Consider the following 15645-nt stretch of genomic DNA (forward strand, 5'->3'; position numbering starts at 1 on the left):
TTTTTGTTTGCTGAAACACTTTTGTCCCAGCCTCTTTTCCATTATATTTAGAAGCGATATGTTAAATCTGGAACCGACTTTCATGTTTACTTGAAAATTTGTGAACTACAAATCAAGCGGATTTCCGTTATGTTAAATAACCAAATATTATTTTTTGATACCTAAATAAGTGAATGACCTCCAAACATATTCTAATGGCCCGAAGTGGAATTTGGATAACCAAAGCTTACTTATAATCATTTGGAAGACAAAAATGACAATGGCAATAATGATAGCTGACGTTAAGTGGAGTTTTCCGTATACGCCAAATGCAAATGGTCCAAATAAAAATGTACAAATGATAGATTGGCCGATATAGTTTGTGAATGCCATTCTTCCAGGGAACGCTAACCACTGTAAAACTTTCTTCCCTTTCACCGAGTGATAAATAAAGATCAAGCTAATAGCATAAAAGATTGTTAGAAGTGGTGAGCTAATATATTGAACAGCTGAAAAATTTTCTAAAAGGAAAGGTAAGATCCAGCACAATGTTCCACCAAAAATAAATGTTAGCAACCACGTAATGAAAAAGCCTTTTCGATATTCTTCAAAACGGTGAATCCATTTTTTCTTCGCAACAGCTGCTCCGAATAAGAACATTAGTAAGAACGGAAGATTTGTAAATAAATAAAATATAGGGTTTCCTAGTGAAAGAACATATAACCCATTACGCATTGTATAAAAAGTTCTTTCCATAAAATTAGCATTCATTAATTCTTGAAGACTACCATTTTGATGGGCATCTATCGTAAATTGCATGAGCTGACGACTTTCCTCTGACATTGCCATTGACATTGTCGTAGTAGATTCGGAGGATAGAGCTCCTAACGTAAATAATCCAAAAAGTAAGCTATATAAAATTACGCTAATGATTAACATAGCATTAGCTTTTAACTTATGCATGAATAGGAGTAATAACCCTAAGATTGCATAGTCTGTTAAAATATCTCCGAACCAAATGAAATAGGCATGGATACAACCAAAAATAAATAACGCAATAAGTCGTCTAGAATAAATTGCCCAAAAGTTTAGTTGCTTTGCGGTTGCTCTTTCCTGCATAATGACCATTCCAAAACCGAACAGCATGGAAAAGAGCATAACAAATTTCCCATCGACAAACATTGAAAGAATAGTATGAACTGTATAATCTGCTTGATTCCAAAAAGAAGTCCATTCATTTTTAAAACTTAGATCTTCCTGCATATAGGCCGGATAAAGGAACCAAACAATATTTGCTAATATGATTCCTAATAATGCGAACCCCCTTAATACATCGAGTGTTTCAATCCGCTCTTTTGCAGATATGGGTGAAAGCTTTTGCTTCATATAATCATCCTTTTCATTGTTATTTTGTTCTTTCAACAAGTGCCTACTGTTGAAAAAAACCTTGTTAATGAAACTTTAAATTATAATTATCAGGATTTTATAAGGGGAATTAAGGAATCTAAATTTGTTAAATATTTCTGCTGAATTTATTAACAGTAGAAATTTATAATAGCGATATGACGAAGTATTGCGAAAATTGGTACATTTTGTGAAAAATACTACATAATCTATTATTTTTTAGCAATTAATAGAAAATATTGTTGATTAAGTGTAAAACGATAGTATAATGAAGTTGTAATTACATTTATGGTTTTTAATCCCTTGTGAAATAATTGGTATCATATCTTGGTGAAATAATAGATGTGATTACAATAACTAATGAAATGAGGAGATTTTATGATTAACGTTATTCAATATTTAGAGCAAAATCCGTCGTTGATAACTTTGTTAAAAGAAAAAAAGGTTTCTCTAGTTGGTGTTACAGAACTTGAACTAAATGCGATCATCGAATCCTTTGATGAAGAGGTACGTTTAGAAAGTACTGGCTTTTGGTTCTAAAAACTATAAAAAATAACTGGCTTTGGCTTGCTATAAGTACTTATCTCATATTGGGATGCTATTTACTTTATGTTACTTATAGCACGCCTTTTTTGGGAATTAAGTTAAAAGAAGAGAATGGACAATGGCTAGTAATTGAACCGTATTCTAAGGGATGGGCAGATTCGGAAGGAATTTCGACTGGGGATATTATAGTAGAAGTTGATGGCGAAAATATTGATGAAAATATAAAATATGATCCTATTATTAGGGTCGCTAAAGAGTTAACGTTGATAAAGCAAGATAGGCAGTTACTTCAAATACAAATAGACGCATTGGACATTCCTGAACAACTTTTGTATATATTGATTCTACCGGCATGTTTTTACTTATTAAGTCTAATTATTTCTATCTTCTTATATTATAAGCAAAAGAAATCGAGTTTGATAAATTTACTTATTTTGTTTATTCTTACAGTATCTTTGGCTTATGTTAGTATTGGAGCATCTGGAAGGTTAGATAGTGTTGGAACTGTCGTGAATCGAAGTAGCATGATTCTTTGTCTTGTTCTATTGATTCACTTTTTAAGAAATTATTTTTTATTTTTACATTTAAAATGGCTATTAATTTACAACATTAAAATAATATATGTATTACCTTTAGTGATAGCTGTTTTTAGCTTTTTTAGTATTTTTTATCCCTCTATGAATCCTTTATTCTCTAATTTTACTCTGTGGTTATTTTTTATTTTATTAATAATAATTTTGGGTGTTTTAGGGATAGGCTATTTAAAATATAAAACCCCTCAATTGAAAGTGTTTTTATTAAGCATTATTATCCCATTCTTACCATTTCTTTTTTTGTTTGCTATACCGGAAATTATTTTCCAGATGCACCTACTCTCCGGTGAAGTATGCTCTTTATTCTTAATTCTTATCCCATACGGCTTTATATGTACACAGCTCACTGAACGTATATTTGATATGGAATACTTTATTACCCGTTTACGCCATTATTTTAATTTTTCATTTGTTTTTACAATTTGGCTGTTAATGGGTCTTTATTGGTTTACTGATTTATCTATTTCAAGAATGACGGAAATTTTCTTTTTTACGTTTCTTTCTTTAATAGCACTTTTCTACATTAAAGAAAAAATAGATTATCATAAGCGAAAAATTCTTTTTTCAACAAAAGGTGATTATATCCATCGATTGTATACGACAGTTGATAGTATTGGAAGGGTCGTAAAGATTGAAGACTTGCTTGATAAATTTGTTCAAGAAATTGCTTTACACCTTGAGATTAAACATGTTTACGTATTAACCTACGATTTGCAAAGACATCAAGTTACTTCCACGAGCCCATCGAAAGAATATACTCAAAATCAAATGAACGAAATATTGCTTGAGAAACTACGCTTGGGAGATGTAAAGAAGACAGAGCATTTTTATATTGCTTTTATCCACCAAGATGTAAATTATAAAAGAATATTAGTCGTAGACCATAATAAATCTATTTATCTAAAGGATGAGGAGTTATTATGGCTTGAATTATTGCTTTTATATTTAAATAATTTTATAGAAAATACGAAAATGGTGGAAGGTCTACTAGAACAGTTAAAGCATATAAAAGAGGCTGATAAAAGTCAGCTACCTTGGCTCAATAAGCTTCTTTGGCTACGATTTGAAAAAGAAAAATATCAATTTGCTCAAGAGCTTCATGATACGATTTTACAAGAACAGCTCCATATTGCTAGAGAGATGGATATATTTATTCATGCAAAGAAGACAACAAATATTCATGGAAACCTTGCTAAGATTCATGATCAAATGATCGCATCATTGAATGATTTAAGAGGCTACTGTGAAAATTTGAAACCGCCATTATTAGATACATTAGGCTTAAATGCGGCGCTTGAGAAGTTTATTCAAAAAGTTCATAAGCGAGCTGATTTTGTTTTAATTTACAAAATTGATCGTCTGTATTTAGAGGATGAGCGTTTAAACTTGATGATTTATCGGCTTTTCCAAGAGTTGTTAAACAATTCATTAAAACATTCGTATGCTAACACTGTCGAAATTCATCTGTTAGAAACAGAAGATGGCTTTGAAATTATTTATTCGGACGATGGTGTAGGATATAAAATGGATGAAATTATTGTTTCTGATTCGATGGGGATCAGGGGAATGCAAGATAGGGTACAGGCCTTTAATGGTCAGTTTTCTATCAACACCAATGTAGGAGAAGGAATGTCCATTCGAATTATGGTAAATGAAGGGAATGACACCCATTCCTATGGCTACGATACCTATAAAGACCAACTAATAGTAGAGGATAATAGATGAATAGAAAGAAAGATATGAACCATTTTCACACCTCCTAATCTTTTTGTATTGTGCAGAATTCACAGTACGAGTTGAATTGGGAGGTTTTGCTTTGAAGTATATTTATATAGAAAGAAATTGATATTTATATGGAAATAGAAGAAATGATCCTACACTAGACATCGCAACAAAATGAATTAAGGAAGCGTCTTTACAAAACTATTTCAAGATATGCGGATTTGGCAACTCATCAAGTACGGAAAATCCATCAATAGAAAGAATGATTAATCATTTTAGTAAGGAGAAACTCACATGCTATTAGAAGAACGGTTAAATAATTGGGTAGATTCTTATAATCGAAACGGTTATTTGAATGGTACTTTATTAATTGCATCGAATGAGAATATACTTTTAAACAGAGGATTTGGTACGGCGAATTGGGAGCATAGCGTTCCAAATGTGCCAACAACAAAATTTCGTATAGGGTCACTTACGAAAGCATTTACAGCGATGGCTATATTCCAATTGCATGAAAAGCAAAAATTGAATATAGACGATTACGTAGGAAAATATCTGCATGATTATCCGAATGGTCAACAAATAACAATATATCATTGTTTAACTAATAGTTCCGGAATACCTAATTATACAAATGCCCCTGATTTTTGGTTTCGCACAATGAGACTGCCATCAACATTAGATCAGCTAATTGATTCCTTTAAAGAAAAAGAATTAGAGTTTGAACCTGGTAGTAAATTTGGCTATTCAAATTCAGCGTATGCGTTGTTAACGGCCATTATTGAAAAAGTTTCAGACATGTCTTATGCAGATTACATACAGCAGCATATATGCCATCCATTAGGTATGTATCATACAGGCTGTGATGATGGAATAAAGGTGGTTACAGGTTTAGCATCTGGCTATTCGTTTTGGGAAGAACCAATTCATTCAGCGTATGCGGATATGTCGTTTCCATTAGGTTCCTACGGTTTATATTCAACAACAGAGGACCTATTTACTTGGGATAAGGCCTTAAAATCTTTCAAAATCCTTCATAAGGAATTAACAGAGAAAATGTTGACTCCAAATATTGGGTCTTATGCGTGTGGTTGGATGGTCTCTGAATTAATGGAGAAAAAATATGTGCATCATTTTGGTGATATTAGCGGTTTTTCAAGTGATTTTCTTAGATTTGTAGATGACCAAGTTACGATTATCTTTTTAAGCAATATGAATGTTTCACCTGTCATGCATTTAAGTAGAGAGATTGCAAAAATCGTATTTAATAAAAATGTATCTTCACCAGCACCTGCAGTTCCGATATCATTCACAAAGAAAGAATCTATTGTGGGGAAATATGTAATAGAAAATGGAGACAAAGTACTTATCCTGTCTATTAAAAATGAAGAACTTTACCTAACAGTCCCTAAGATGTATGGAGCGTTATATAAATTTAAGCTTATTCCAATTAGTCATGATTCCGTGAAAACAGCTTTTTTAACCGAGATGATTTATGAACGATTGATATTTTATTATTCATTATCAGGCGAAATAGAGCGTGTGCAATACGTTGATTGTTATGAAAAAGCGAATATGCTTTATAAACAATAAATTTAGATCTAAGAAAGAGAGACATTCCTTAAGTAGGTCATTATATATTAGAAATAAAGATGAGTCTAAAGTAGTGTTTTTGAAAAAAGATACTACTTTTTTTAGTGAAATTATCATAAAACTTTAGTGATTGTTTAATTATTATTATACCATATTTTATATAGATTAGGGTGTCATTGCTAGTAGGTGGAAGATGTTGCTATAATGTATAGCATATACATATTACGAGGAGCGAAATTTGAATGACGAAGGCAAAATTCTTTTTAATGGCAGCAGCTCCAGCAGCACTTATCGTGCCTATTGATGCATATGCTGCCGCAGCACAAGTAACTATTGTAGGGAATGGTGTAATTAATTCAGACCTAAAAGTAGATATCCCTTCTTTACCAGAAGATCCTAGTTATAAATATCAGTGGTATTATGTTGATGGTAGTACAATAACGAAGATTGACAATGAAACAAATCCAACATTTCAAATTCCTAAAACAGCGCTAGGGAAAACAATTATTGTGCAGGTCACAGATAGTAATGAAAAAGTTTATGAAAGTAAGAAAATTGTAGCAAAGGGAATACTCCATGTAGATGGGGATAATTACATAAATGGTAAACTAGTTGCCGACATCAAAGGTGTAAAAAATCCAAACGATCCAGATAAACCGAATACTTTTAGTAGTTATCAATGGTTCATTATTGATGGAAACGCTGTGAAGCCTCTTAAAGGCGCTACGAAAAATGAAATAATCGTGCCAGTAGAGGCTTCCGACAAACATATATTTATAGAAGCGAAAACGGAAGATGGCTTAGTATATGTAAGTGAAAACAAGTACATTAAGAAATTGGAATTAAGTATGGTTGATTTAGATTTTGAAGGTTTTTCTAAAGGCAACTTAGTGGTACCAGGGGATACTCTTAAAGTTAAAGCGCCGGAAGTGAAGACAGATGTTGGCTCTTCTATAATTCCATTAAACACAGATCAAATATCATATTCGTATCAATGGTTATATAAAGTAGGCGAAAATTACTCGTTTATTCCAAATGCTACAGCGGCTTCATATACTATTCCGAAAGATGCGATGGATTCGGATATGAAGCAAATTGTTGTGAAAGTAACTGCAAAAGTAGGGAATGAAACAGTATCTAAGATTGCATCGATACCAATGGAAGTTTCTGATGAACATATTACAGAACTTATCAAGCAAATTGATGAATTGTTATCGGCAAAGGATAATAAAGTAACTTATGTATCAGTCATAAAATCACTAGCACCTGAAAAAGAAAAAGTCTATCAAAGTTTGACTCCAGCAGCAAAATCACAGGTAACAAACTATAGTATTTTAAAACGCGCACTGGAAGATATAAAAAAAGTTGAAAATATTGTTGAGAAAATTAATAGTTTAGATCAAAACAGTAGTCAGCAGCAGTTGCAAGCATTAAAAGCAGAATATGATCAATTAGACTATCTCCAACGTAGCTTGGATACAAATGGTGCTTATAAAAATTTATTGAACAAACTGATTGAGAATCCTAATAATATAAACGAGCTTTCTAAATTGAAAGATATAAATGCAAGGATTATCAAGTTGTTAGATGATAGTAATGGTTCAGTACCTATATACAAGGTAACTACTACCGCTGAATTAGATAGTCTAATACAAAATATAGAAAAAGAGATTAACTCTCTCTCAAATGATTATAAGGCTGCTGTACAAAATCGAGAAATTTTAACGATGGCTAAAGCTGACGTTAAAAATGCTCAGAAGTTTGAAAAGCTTTTTGATAAGCTTAAAGGACAAACAGCACAACAAAAGGTAACGACAGCCAAAAATATTCGTACTGCTTATTTAAAGTTAAGTTTACGACAACAAGGGCTTGTAGAATATAAGTTACAAGAATTAGAGGATGCTGAAAATGCAGAAAGTAGTGAGATAGCTGAGTTAGAGAATCTAATAAACAATTTATTAGAACCAGTAGATGCAGAAACATGGAATAAATATGTTGCAGACGTTAATTCAATTATTTCTAAACAAAAGAGTCTAAAATCTTATCAGAATGTTGCTAAGAAGAATGAATTTATTCAAATACAAAAGGATTTAAAGGCTGCTGAAAAGGTAATTACTCAAATAAAAAAATATGAATCATTACACACAACGGATACAAAATATTCAACATTACAAACGACTTATAATTCAGCATTAAATGCATTTAATAAATTAACAAAAAATCAGCAAGAATATGTTTATAATAAAAATATTCTTAATAAAGCTCCTGAGAATAACGGAAATGCATTACCTAGTGAGTCAAGTGATGCAACTGCAGGAAGAGATTTCAGTGAAAAAATTAAGAATGCGCTTAATACAAGTACAGCTGATTTTCAATTGTATGCAAGGAAAATTGAAGAGATTGCAAATGAATACACAAATGATTTACCTAAAGGTGCACGAAAATATGTTACCAATTATTCAGAGTTGAAAACAGCAGAAACGAATGTAAAAGCAGTTAGATCCTACGAAAAGAAAGTAACTGATGCCCTAAATGAAACTAACTCAAACAAGCGTTATTCAAAAATGCAAGATGCAGTCAAAGCATACAACAAATTAAATTCAAGCCAACAGGAATTAGCAAATGCTTTTTATTCAAAAGTAACTGAAGCTATTAAAGAGTATACTAGTGGCAATAATGATTTAAATAATCAACTATCTAACTTAAAAGAGGATATAGAAAACAACAAATATTCATCATCATTGGAAGAAGTAAAGGACATTATTAATAAATACAATGCTTTATCTTCTGCTGAAAAAAAATTAATGGAAAATGGCCAAGCTATAAAACAAGCAACGAGTGATGTTAAAGCGATCGAGTCGTTTATAAAAAAATACCATTCGAATATTGATAAAAATCCTTCATCTATCATTAAAGATTTCCGAAAACTAACATCATTACAGGTGAGCTTGTTAGATGGTGAGTTATTAGGGAAAATTATTGATTTAGAGACAAGTGGACAAACAGACAACGATATAGCATTGGATATCATTGAATCAATAAATAAACTGCAAGAGAATGATGGCTACTATGTAAAAAGTCTAGAGAATGACGTAGCAAAAATTAAAGAGGACTACAATAAGTTAACTATTGCGCAGAAGAATCTTGTGAAAAATTATTCAAAACTAACACAGGCTGAGGGTGATTTACAAAAAGTAAAAGCAGTTGAAGAGCTAAAAGAAAATGTTGAAGCATGGCAAAAGGCATATAACAAACTGACGAAAAAATTAGAAAAATTATATGACGATAGAAATTAATAAAAAAAGAGAAATCTAGCAGAGAATACCTGCTAGATTTCTTTTTATTATAAAAAATAAAAGAAAATCAAAATATTATTATTTTATACATTAAAATAGGGAGGAAATACACTTTTTAGAATTGTTCAATAAAATAAAGAGAATTATTAAGAATGTAGCCGATATAATTCAAAGAAGATAGAGGAGGTAAGGAAATTTGAATAAAAAATTACTTTTCACAGCAGCAGCTATTCCAGCAGCTCTTATTGTACCAACAGTTGTAGGAGCGGAGGTAGCCAATACAGTTACCGTCACAGGAAATAATATAGTAAATGAAACTTTAAAAGCTTCTATTGAAAACTTACCAGCAAATTCGATTGTTAATGGTTATCAGTGGTACTATGTAGATGGTTCCAGCGATTCAACGAATAAACCAATCTCTGGTGCAACAACAGCGTCATTTACAATACCAGTAGAAGCGGCAGGCAAAGCAGTTTTCGTGGAAGCGACTACAACAAATGGCGCTAAGTATAAGAGTGAACCCCGTACTATCAAAGAACTGCAACTTTCAATAACTGCACCAAAAATTAATAGTAGTTCGAATTATGCAGTACCTGATGAATTGGTACAAGTCGCAGGTGCAATGGTAACCGATGATGCCGGAGCAAAGTTACAAAGCAGTCAGATTACATATAGCTATCAATGGTTTTATAAAGTTGGTGAATCCTTCACAATAATTGATGGAGCTACTAACGACACATATAGAATTCCTAAAGATGCTTTAGAAAAAGGCATAAAAGATATCATTGTTAAAGTAAAGGCAAAGGTAGGATCTTCTTTCGTAGAATCTGATGTTTCTGATGTGATAACAGTATCTAATGAACCTTCTGATTCAATGATTACTGAAATTCAAACTTTACTATTAAATGACAACAAATATAATGTAACAAGTCTAGAGTCTTTTAAGGCAGAAGTAACTGCATTAGAAAGTAAATATCAGGCACTATCAACTCCTGCGAAGGCCAATGTGACAAATTATGATGTATTAAAGAGAGCAGTAGCTGATGTAGAATTAATAAGCAAGTTAAATGAGAAAGTAGATAAGGTTAATGAGGTTGAAGAAAAAGATCTACCAAAATATTTAAAAGAAATTGAAGAGGCCTATACTAAGTTTGATTTATTACAACGTAGCTTAGATCTAAATGATGCCCTATACAATAGCATTAAAAATATTTTGATAGATCCGTCACATATTGAAGAATTTAAAGAAGTTAGAAGACTAAATCAGGCAATTGTTGCATTGCTAGCATATGAAAATTCCTTTGCAAAGTATGTACCTACTAGCATAGAATCTTTACAAACAGCAGTTGAAACAATTGAAAAGGATATAGCAAAATTATCTCAAAATTACCGAGCAACTGTTCAAAATCAAACAATTTTAAGTGATGCTAAGTCGGATATCAAAAAAGTTGAACAATTTATTAAACTTTTCGATAAGCTGTCACAAAATGATTCACCTAGCAAACAGGTGACTACAGCAAAATCAATCCGTACGTCTTATGAAAAGTTAACTTATAAACAACTTCAACTTGTACCAGCAAAATATATTAGTACATTACTTCAAGCGGAAAACGCAGAAAACAGTCAAATAGACAGATTAAATATTGAGATTGAAAGTTATGTAGGCGATGCAGATGAGAGTTACCCAATAGATCCGTCAGTAACTACTTGGCAAAGTCATGTTAATAATGTAAACCGCATTATTAATGAATATAAGGGCTTAACAAAAAATTCAGCGGCTAAAATTGTCGGATATGATAGCATTGTAACCTTGCAAAAGGATTTTAAAGCGGCTGAAAAAATTATTAAGGACATGGACGCCTATCAAAAGCTTTCAGAAACACCAGGGGTAGCTGAAAGTAAGTTGAAAACTAACTATACTAATGTATTGAAAGCTTATAATAAGTTAACTAGTCTACAACAATCCCTTGTTTATAATGCGAATGATTTTTTATTAAATACGCCGAATGTTACAGTTGATTTAAATGGTAAGGAACCTGCTGATAAAGCTGCTGCATTAACTTTAAAGGCTGATGTTGATAAGCTTGCTGATGTAACGAAATATACATTTGCTCAATTTGAATCAGCCGTTAATGCAGCAACAACAAAATATAAAAACCTATCTTCCGCTGGACGAAAGTATGTAACAAACTATTATTTATTAACAGCGGCTAGTAAAGATCTTTCTGGTGTAAAGTCATTCCATAAAAAAGTGCAAACCGCACGAGAAGAAACGGATGCTACGAAACAAGCGAAAAAAATTCAAACTGTACAAACAGCTTATGCTAAACTACCTGCAAATCAACAGTATTTAGCAAAACAGCAATATGAAGATTTGCTCAATCATCGTTTAGAAGATGGGAATGCACCAGATATCACAAAGTTAAATAATGAAATTGCAAAAATTGTCTCAAATGATACGTATACAGTTTCAATGGAAAAAATTAATGAGCTTTCAACTCAATATAATAAGCTGAGCTCTAGTGATAAAAAACGTATTACGAATGCTTCTATCTTAACAACAGCGGTTTCTGATATGAAGAAAGTGGAGTCATTCATAAAGACGTATGAAAAATCATTTGTTAGTAGCCCAACGACTGTCATCAAAGCTTTTGCGAAGCTTACATCAAAGCAAATGAGTTTAGTTAGTCCAGAAATGCGACAATCTATTATTGATAAAGATAAAGATCAACAACAGTCTAATGAAATTGCTTTAAAATTAATAGAATCAATTAATTCACTGCTTGTAAAAGGTGAATATATTGATGACTTGGAGACGAAAGTAAAAGAAATTCGTGCAGCATATGATGACCTTAGTGCTTCTGAAAAGAGCATCGTGAAAAATTATTCTACTCTAACTACGGCCGAGAGTGATTTGAAAAAGGTAGCAGAGGTTCATGCTCTTTACGTACCTTCCACAGACGATAATGCAGCAGCTCGTAAAGCTTGGCAAACTGCATATGGTAAACTCTCGAAAAAAGTAGAAATTTTATATAAGCAAATGTATGCAAACGATTTATAAAAAATAGTTGAAATCAAAACCCCGAATAATAAAATTTTATTCGGGGTTTTTAGTGTGTGAGCCTGGAATGAGGATGTCGATAAAAATTATAAGTTGGGTGATAAAACGTGAAAGTTTATCGATAAAACTCAAAAATTGGGTGATAAAACGTAAAAGTGTTCCGATGAAATTCAAAAGTTGATGACATTATGTTAAAAAGTATGTCATGTGGATAAGATGATTGGAGCGCAGCGAAGCGCCTTCTGATATGCACCCTTAATTTCATTGATAGAATTGTTTTTCAGTAGAAAAAGCCTATTGGTTAAATTTATCTTTTTCATTTGTGTAGAATATCAATTCTTAGATATACTATTTACAGTTGATCTGTATAATAATTGAGAATTTTTTGTCAGAACAAGAGTAGTTTGACATAGAAGGTAGGTACTAAAGATGTATAAAATAGGTGTTGTTGGCCCAATAAAATCCGTAGAAAAAATTATCAAATTAGCACGTGAAATTGAACAGGATATGGAATTTATCCCGTATATTTATTCAGTTGCTACAGAAACAAAGCATCTTGTTGAGACTCATAATCAAGATGTTGATTTTTGGTTATTTTCGGGATACATACCTTATAAAATTGCTAGACAGACAAGCGTTTCACAGGATAAGCTGGCACATATAATCTTTTCTGAAGCGGCCATTTATAAAGGATTTTTAGAGCAGTCCTTTAAAATAAAAAAATTTATTGAGAATGTCAGTATTGATATTATCCCATCACCTGCACAAGTGGCATCAGAAGGGTTGGCGGAGATAGAGAAAAATGTAAGGAAAATGTATGTAAAGGAATTTGATGTGGCTATTGATCCGAAAGAATTATTTGATTTTCATTATGACCTATGGCTTAAAGGGAAAATCGATTTTGCGATAACATGTTATCCGTCAGTCGATGAAGAATTGAAAAAGATGGGGGTCCCCTCCTATTGGGTATCGCCTACTAAACCAGAAATTTACAATACTGTTCAGCTATTTACCGAAAAAATTAAAACGTCGTATTATAAAGAAACGCAAATTGGTGCTGTCATGCTCGAAATAAAAGATTTCGATTCATTAAAGGAAAGAATGAAGCAAGGATATCGTATTCAATATCTAGAATTACGCATGAAAGAAAACTTATTGCAATTATGTGAACAGATTGATGGCTCCTTAATCGAGGAAGGGAATGGGAGATATACGATTTTTAGTACGCGGGGAGCAATCGAAGGGCAGATTCAATTCATCAAGGAAAAAATGTATCAGCTGTTCATTGAAATGGAAGCAAAGGTCACAGCAGGAATAGGTTTTGCGCAAACGGTATTTAATGCCGAATTAAATGCACATCGAGCTTTACGTCAAACGAAAGACAATGAATCCATTGATATTGTCATGATACAAGATGATGGCACAATGATTGAATCTGTCGGTAATACAGAGGAGCTAACATATTCCTATAGAGCTGAAGATCCTACTATCCTTGAAAAATTAAAAAAAGGCAGTGTTAGCATTAAAACCTATACAAGAATACAAGCGCTAGTTCAAAAAATGAGCTGGAAGCATTTTACGACAAAGGATTTAGCCACACAGCTTCAAATGAGTGAACGAAATGCGCAGCGCATCATGGCTGATTTATGTAGTGTAGGCTTAGCGGAAATTTGTGGAGAAGAATTACAGCATACACGTGGTAGACCAATAAAAATATATCAGCTTGTGATGTAGGTCAACCACATGAAATATAAAATGTCCCAAACCAATTAATGGTTTTTGGGGCATTTTTTTGTTTGGTGGGTAGCTTGTGGAAGGAGAAGGATACAGAAAATTTTTAGTAATTTTTTGTTTATGGTGAAATAAAAAATGTAGATAAATCAACGCTTTACCAGTTATTATGGCTTATTTTAGATACCATTTTTGTGCGATTATCTATTAGGAATTTTCAAAAAAATATTGTCAATTTATAAAAAGTCGATTATTATACGAATATATAACGAAAATATCGTTATATAAGGGGCATATTTTTATAGATAGGGAGAGATGGGAAAATATTATATAAAGGTTGCAAAAGATATCGAAAAGGAAAGAAAAAGAGTTTGAATTATCTTAATTTTCTGATGATAATTAAACTTTTGTCTTATTACTATCAATCAATTGCAGCGCTATCGTTTAAACATGGGAGGGATTTTAATGACAACAAATGAAGTAACAAAAAAGTCCAGAAATTTAATCCTTGCACTCTTATTTTTAGGATGGTCATTAGGAAATCTAGACCGTTACATCATGAACTATGCAGTAGTATCGATTACTGGTGATTTAAATTTAGATGCTTCTTCTACTGGAATTATTTTAAGCGCTTTCTTTTTAGGTTATGCAATTATGCAAATACCTGGCGGATGGCTTGCCGATAAATTTGGTGCTAAAAAAATCTTACTTTTTTCAGTAATTATGTGGTCCATATTCACGGGTTTAACAGCTCTAGCTTGGTCCTTAGTTGCAATGATTATCATTCGATTTTTATTTGGTATTGGGGAAGGTGGGTTCCAACCATCTAGCTCTAAAATTATTGCGACGATTTTCCAAAGGGAAGAAAGAGGGCGAGCGATGTCAATTATGCTTTCCTCTGGAGGTATCGTTTCGTTAATCGTACCTTTACTCGCAGCTTATTTGTTAGGAACAATTGGTTGGCGTACGATGTTTGTTGTAATTGGTGCTATCGGTGCTATTATTGCATTTTTATATTGGAAATATATCAAACTTCCACAAGATGAAGTAATAGAAAATAGTCATAGTAATGAAAACGCTTCTACTAAAGTTAACTTTAAGGAACTATTTAAGACACCGCTTATGTGGAATTTAATTATTGCTTATTTCTGTATTTATGCGGTGAATTGGGGATTAGTTTCCTGGATTCCAACATACCTTCAAAAAAATCGTGGACTCGATTTAATGTCGATTGGATGGGCACAAACAATTCCAGCTATCGCTACTATTATTGGTATTTATGGTAGTGGTTATATCATTGATAAGTTGCCACGAGGAATGGACAAGATTTTAGGTTCGATTTCATGTGGAGTTATTGGTATTTTATTGTACTTCATGTTTACAGCTAAATCTGTGACGATGTTTATTGGTTATCAAACTGTAGTTACTTTATTTATTGCATTTGTTATTACGTTACTACCTGCCATTGTGTTAAAGAAATTACCTTCTTCTATTACAGGTTCCGCAATGGGGGTTGCTAATACAGGTGGACAATTAGCAGGATTTGTAACGCCGATGGCAATCGGCTTTATGGTAGATGCTTTTAACGGCTCCTTTGATGCAGCGTTTTGGATGTTAATTGGATTTGCGGTTATTTGTATTATTGCGCTCTTAACGTTAAATGATCAAAAAGGAAGTCTTTTGAATTCATAATAGGAACAAATTTTTCTTTGGAGGTAAA

8 protein-coding genes are annotated in these 15645 nt (G+C 32.4%); 7 read left to right on the top strand and 1 reads right to left on the bottom strand.

The features are described 5' to 3' along the window. Positions 1–147: 147 nt before the first annotated feature. A complete protein-coding gene (locus tag ACIQLB_RS15085) occupies positions 148–1401 on the bottom strand; it encodes a DUF418 domain-containing protein (RefSeq protein ID WP_400727200.1) in 1254 nt (417 codons plus the stop codon). Positions 1402–1761: 360 nt separating this feature from the next. Here ACIQLB_RS15085 and comX point away from each other — a divergent pair, with 360 nt between their 5' ends. The 7 genes from comX (at position 1762) to ACIQLB_RS15120 (ending at position 15617) form a co-directional block, all read left to right on the top strand. Further along, positions 1762–1923 (top strand): competence pheromone ComX, encoded by a 162-nt coding sequence (gene comX, locus ACIQLB_RS15090; protein ID WP_400727203.1) that lies wholly within the window; start codon positions 1762–1764, stop codon positions 1921–1923. Next, on the top strand, positions 1914–4247 hold the full coding sequence (locus ACIQLB_RS15095; RefSeq protein ID WP_400727206.1) for a sensor histidine kinase: 2334 nt from the start codon (positions 1914–1916) through the stop codon (positions 4245–4247). Before comX ends, ACIQLB_RS15095 begins: the two co-directional genes overlap by 10 nt. Positions 4248–4538: 291 nt before the next feature. Next, the gene (locus tag ACIQLB_RS15100) at positions 4539–5837 is read left to right on the top strand and encodes a serine hydrolase domain-containing protein (RefSeq protein ID WP_400727209.1); all 1299 of its coding nucleotides are present in this window, start codon (positions 4539–4541) and stop codon (positions 5835–5837) included. 242 nt (positions 5838–6079) lie between these two features. Continuing rightward, positions 6080–9133 (top strand): rhoptry family protein, encoded by a 3054-nt coding sequence (locus tag ACIQLB_RS15105; protein ID WP_400727212.1) that lies wholly within the window; start codon positions 6080–6082, stop codon positions 9131–9133. A gap of 196 nt (positions 9134–9329) precedes the next feature. Further along, a complete protein-coding gene (locus ACIQLB_RS15110) occupies positions 9330–12194 on the top strand; it encodes a hypothetical protein (RefSeq protein WP_400727215.1) in 2865 nt (954 codons plus the stop codon). Positions 12195–12623: 429 nt separating this feature from the next. After that, complete coding sequence (locus tag ACIQLB_RS15115; protein ID WP_400727218.1) at positions 12624–13928, top strand: hypothetical protein; 1305 nt, start codon at positions 12624–12626, stop codon at positions 13926–13928. 462 nt (positions 13929–14390) lie between these two features. Then, entirely contained in the window at positions 14391–15617 is a 1227-nt protein-coding gene (locus ACIQLB_RS15120) for an MFS transporter (RefSeq protein ID WP_400727221.1), read from the top strand. The last annotated feature ends 28 nt before the right edge of the window (positions 15618–15645 follow it).

Source organism: Lysinibacillus sp. NPDC092081 (assembly GCF_044755845.1).
GTDB lineage: Bacteria > Bacillota > Bacilli > Bacillales_A > Planococcaceae > Lysinibacillus.

Coding starts and splice junctions, on each gene's coding strand:
- comX (WP_400727203.1), top strand. CDS start 1,762: ATGATTAACGTTATTCAATATTTAGAGCAAAATCCGTCGTTGATAACT.
- ACIQLB_RS15100 (WP_400727209.1), top strand. CDS start 4,539: ATGCTATTAGAAGAACGGTTAAATAATTGGGTAGATTCTTATAATCGA.
- ACIQLB_RS15105 (WP_400727212.1), top strand. CDS start 6,080: ATGACGAAGGCAAAATTCTTTTTAATGGCAGCAGCTCCAGCAGCACTT.
- ACIQLB_RS15115 (WP_400727218.1), top strand. CDS start 12,624: ATGTATAAAATAGGTGTTGTTGGCCCAATAAAATCCGTAGAAAAAATT.
- ACIQLB_RS15120 (WP_400727221.1), top strand. CDS start 14,391: ATGACAACAAATGAAGTAACAAAAAAGTCCAGAAATTTAATCCTTGCA.